Source organism: Catellatospora sp. NPDC049609 (assembly GCF_040675365.1).
GTDB lineage: Bacteria > Actinomycetota > Actinomycetes > Mycobacteriales > Micromonosporaceae > Catellatospora.
In genome coordinates, this window is record NZ_JBFAOU010000316.1 from 1 (window position 1) to 4,817 (window position 4,817).

2 protein-coding genes are annotated in these 4,817 nt (G+C 58.7%); both read left to right on the plus strand.

Translation table 11 applies throughout. The annotated features are described in order from the left end of the window. Positions 1-308: 308 nt before the first annotated feature. Positions 309-446 carry a transposase gene (locus AB0J67_RS39140; protein WP_363490561.1) on the plus strand — a complete coding sequence of 46 codons (138 nt, stop codon included), beginning with the start codon at positions 309-311 and terminating at the stop codon, positions 444-446. Between the two features lie 1,326 nt (positions 447-1,772). After that, the gene (locus AB0J67_RS39145; protein WP_363490559.1) at positions 1,773-4,634 is read left to right on the plus strand and encodes a BTAD domain-containing putative transcriptional regulator; all 2,862 of its coding nucleotides are present in this window, start codon (positions 1,773-1,775) and stop codon (positions 4,632-4,634) included. Positions 4,635-4,817 lie beyond the last annotated feature (183 nt).

The following is a 4,817-nucleotide window of genomic DNA, read 5'->3' on the forward strand; positions in this document are numbered from 1 at the left end:
GCTGCACCGTCAGCAAGACCGGCACCATCGCGCGAGCGATCCTGGCCCTACACCACTCGACATCGACGCCAATCAGGATGAAATGACCTCACTGTGGTCGATCTCGATCGCTCGGCCGCCGTTTAGGCCGCGCTGTTGGTGCAGGGTCTCGTGCGCGCCGACGGGCTGCGGTCCCGCGGGTTGAGTACCGCGTATGGTCAGCCAGTGAATGTCCTCTGGCCGCAGCCGCGAGGCGTAAAAATACCGAGGGGCAGCTGAGTCTGCCCAGCCGTGTACGCAAGGCCCCTGCGTCGCGTGTTCGCTCGACGCTGCTCACCCGGCACGGCATCGGACCGGTCAGCGCAGCCCAGGCGATCGTGTCCTTGTCCCACGGCGGCCGCTGCCGCGACGAAGCGGCCTTCGCGTCTCTGGCCGGGACGTGCTCGATTCCTGCCAGCAGCGGTTGACGACCAGGTGGAGGTTCAAACCGCGGGGGTGACCGCGCGTTGAACCGTGCCACCCACACGATCACGCTGAGCCGGATGACGAGTTGCCCGCGGACACGGGAGTACGTTGCCAGGCGCCGGACCGAAGGCAAGTAGACCGCAGAAGTGCACCGATGCCTGAAGCGCTACATTACCCGCTAACTCTTCCGAGTCCTTACCGCGACATGGCTTGACGAACTATAGAAGCGGTAGTTCGGGAAGAACCTCGTTGAGAGCTGGGTGGCGTAGGCAGATGATCGAGCAGGCGAGACTGACGAGGGCCTGATGGATGTCGGCGCGGCGTTCCTAGCGGACGCGGCGCAGTCGTGCCACGTTACTTCTGCACCCTTTGAGCCGATCGAGGGACAGCCTGACCTCCGGACGCGGAGTACTGCCGAGGCCGGAGCTACGCTCGGGCACAGTTGATCATTGGCGCTGAGTTTCTGCGGTGACATCTGTCATCAGCGCGCTGGAGACAGATAGCCTGCTGTGTCCCCGCTGGTCTGCGGGTCCTCACCACATTTGAACCTCGGAGCTGGTCATGCACAGCCGTTGGTCGAGTCCTGCCGCCCCGGTGCAGTCGTGGGCACTTCGCTGTCGCCGGAACGCCCTCGGCTGCCGCCGACATCCCGACAATGTTCGCAAGCTCGGCCCCGCTACCCTCAAGCGTCGCCGCTTCGCACGGTGGAACAGATCGCCGCTGGTCGCAGCCGCCCGTGGGCAGGCGGCCGACGCCTCACGCTCCGCCAAGCTCAATCGAGCGGTGTAGGCCTGGTCGGGCTCGGTGTAGCCTGCAGAACCGCCCGAGCTGTCGCTGGGTTCTCCAGCCACCTAAAACCGGCAAATAGCGTGTGAGCGTCCGAACGACCAAACACGAGCGAAGCTCCTGTGAACCAAGCCGGGCAGCTTCAAGCTGGGCACCGCCCCCGGCGTTAGATCGGACCATGGAGGATCGGACACGCACGCTTTGCTGTGCTACGAGGTGTGTAATCCGGCAACATCAGCAGAGCTGGTGAAACCGGCCAAATCGGCACTTCCGATAACTGAGCGAGCGAACTAATATAAGTCGGCGGGATGAAAGATAGCGCGACCATCATTTCGAATATCGCGAACACCGCATTAATGAATTTAAGAGTTCTCCGAGAGCTATGCGCAGAATGGACGGACATGACAGACGATCATGATTCGGGCATCAGGCTCAGGGTGCTCGGGCCTCTGGAACTAAGAAGCGGCCCTAGCGCGCTCCTGGGAGCGTCACGCAATCTGCAGGCACTTACCGCCGCGCTGGTCGTACATCACGGAGCCTATGTGAGCGTAGACGAGCTTGCGCACGCGATATGGCGCGACGCGTTGCCCAACAACACGCGGGCGGCGTTGCATACCTTAATTTCCAGGCTGCGAAGTATGATCAGGAACTTCGACGGATGGAGTATAGACACACAGTCTTCGGAGTATGCCCTGGATGCGCCAAGGCGCTCTATCGATGCATTTGCTTTCGAGGACATGATAGCTAGTTCAAAGCGTCTAGCCGATCCACGAGCTGCCGACGTGGTCTTGGCGGATGCATTGGCCTTTTGGCGTGGTCGAGCTTTCGGGCACTTTGCAACGGAAGAATTCGCAATGGCGGAGGCCGGGCGGCTTGAGGCCCTAAAAGACGTCGCGCTGGAAGAACGATCCTATCGCCTGTGCCAGCTTGGCGATTATGTGGGTGCTTTGGGGTTTCTGCGAACCGCGATCGATCGCCAGCCGCTCAGGGAGGGACTTCGTCAGCAGTTGATGCGAACGCTGCATCAGGCAGGCCGACCCAACGAAGCTCTTGCAGAGTACGCCGAGTTCCGGATGGTGTTAGCAGAAGAATTAGGCGTCGAGCCCTCGCCCGCTATGCAGGAACTGCACATTCGAATTCTGCGCGATGATCCAAGCCTGACGCAACAACATGTACGGGCAAATGAATTTTTGGATACAGAACCTGAACCAATGCGCTTGACGTTTCCGTCAACGCCGAAACGGCGAGACAAATTCTTCGGACGAGAACGGGAATTGGAAACTATCGGCAAGCTGCTTCAGGACCATCGTCTCCTATCTCTGGTCGGCGCTGGAGGCGTGGGAAAGACGCGACTTGCCCTCCAGGCTGCATCCACAGTCGTTGAAGCGCCAGATGGTGTAATTTTCTGTGACCTCGCAGGCGTTACAACCATGCGAGATGCTCTGGGCGTCCTCTCTACTGCCGCGGGGGCTCTGCCTGATGCTCGTCAAGAACTCCAGGAGCAAGTATTCGCCCTTCTGGGTTCGGGAGCCTACTTGGTTATCCTGGATAATTGTGAGCACCTTTTGGGAGATCAAGAGTTGCCCGCATTCGTGGACCGCCTCCTGGATTCCACCGAGCAGGTGAATGTACTAACAACTACCAGGACGCGACTCGGAGTTATTTCCGAGCAGGTATTCCCGATACTGCCGCTGCCGCTGCCGTTGCCGACGACGACAGAATCTTCCGCAACCTCACCGGCAATAGAGCTTTTCCTGGACCGCGCTCGGGCGGGCGATCGTTCGGCCGACTTTCTAGCGACGATGCATGCCGACATAGTTCAACTTTGCCGGGAGCTCGACGGGCTTCCTCTCGCGATTGAGCTGGCCGCGAGTCGGGTACGTGCCATTAGTTTATCGGATCTATTGGACCGCTGGCGCAGCGAGCCAGGCCTTGTGAAGGCGAATTTTGCTGGATCGGCCGAACGCCATCGATCGCTCGACCGTATCGTGGAGTGGTCCTACAGGTTGTTGTCGCCGCCCGAACAGGACGTTTTTGATCAGATTTCTGTATTGCCTGGCGAATTCGGGCTTGATGCGGTGATCAACATCGTTGAAGTGGGAATTTCGGATGCGGACAAGGTCGAGACGATAGTAAACCTATGCGAACGTTCGTTGATTCAACGTGTGCAGCACGGTGCGGCCAGCCGATACAAAATGCTTGAGACAATCCGGGCCTTCGGCAAGCGTCGACTGCATGAGCGCCGGCTTTACGATTCGCTCGAACAGCGTTGTGCCGACTACTATACAAAATTTGTCGTGGACATCTTGCGCCAGCAACCTGCGCAATGGATCCGCGAAATCGACGCAGAGATTAGCAACCTGCGTCACGTCAGGTCATGGACCAAAGCGAACGACACCGACACGCTAATTCATTTGACGTCTGCACTCTATCCGTATGCGGCGGCATCGCTCAATGCCGAAGTCTTTGATTGGTGTGAGGATGCAATCCGAATCACATCGGTTGAGACCGAGGGTGTCGGCGGCGTTTATGCAGTGGCGGCAATGGGCCGGTGGCTTGGGGGTGACGTCCCGGGCAGTCAGGACTTAGTAGAGACCGCTCTTCATTTTTCCGCATCTGCTAGCGACATCGCCGCACTGGCGCTCACAATGGGCGACATTTATAAGCTACGGGGTGAATTTTCCGAGTCAGCGGCGTGGTATGCAAGGGCGCGCGAAAAGGCACGCGAGGCGGGTAACGCCTACCTAGAAATATGTGCCAGAATGCTTCAAGGCTGCACTAGCACTCGGGCTGGCATGACGGCGGAGGCTCAAAGCCTGATCGATAGCGCAAGAGCCGACGCGCGGCAAGCCGGGTGGACTGACCTGATGGCCGCTTGCCACATGGTGATGGCTGAAGTGCATACGGTCGAAGATCCCAATCCCAGTCAAGCCCTACATTGGTATTGGGAAAGCGTCGAACTGGCTGAAGCGGCCAATCACATGCTAATGATTCATGAGACAATGGTGGCTGCCGCGCTCGCCGAAATGACCTTCGGAAGTCTAGAGAAGTCAATTAGCGCGTACGTCAAGCTACTGGGCCGGTGGCAAGGTCTTAGAAATGATGTTCCCTTAGAATGTGCCTTGAGGGCTGTTATAACGCTGCTCGTGGAATTGGGACTTTATGAGGAAGCGGCAATATTGAGCGGCTTTGCGCCAAGGGACCGCTCGTTGGCGGCATTTGTCGTGGAGCCGTTCGTGGAGAAGGTAAACGTGTCGGTTCAAACATGTCGCGGCGCCTTGGGGGATGTGCTCTTTCAAAGTGCCGAGTGCCGGGGTCGCAGCATGACTACGGTGGCAGTTGTAGACTATACGCTAAGCAAACTGACGGGTGTTTCCCTAGGAGAAGTTGCCGATTCTAAATGACTGATTTGAGCTTGGCTCAGGCCATACCTTGGGCCAATTTCGTTTTAAGGAGGCTGGGATCGGATCACGGTTGCGTTCACTTGCTCCTTGTCAAGCGTCGGTGAGGAGTGCCCGGAACACGACGTCGGAGAGGCGGCGTTTGAGGGCGCGGAGGGACTCGCTGGTGGTGTCCCCGTCGGCTCG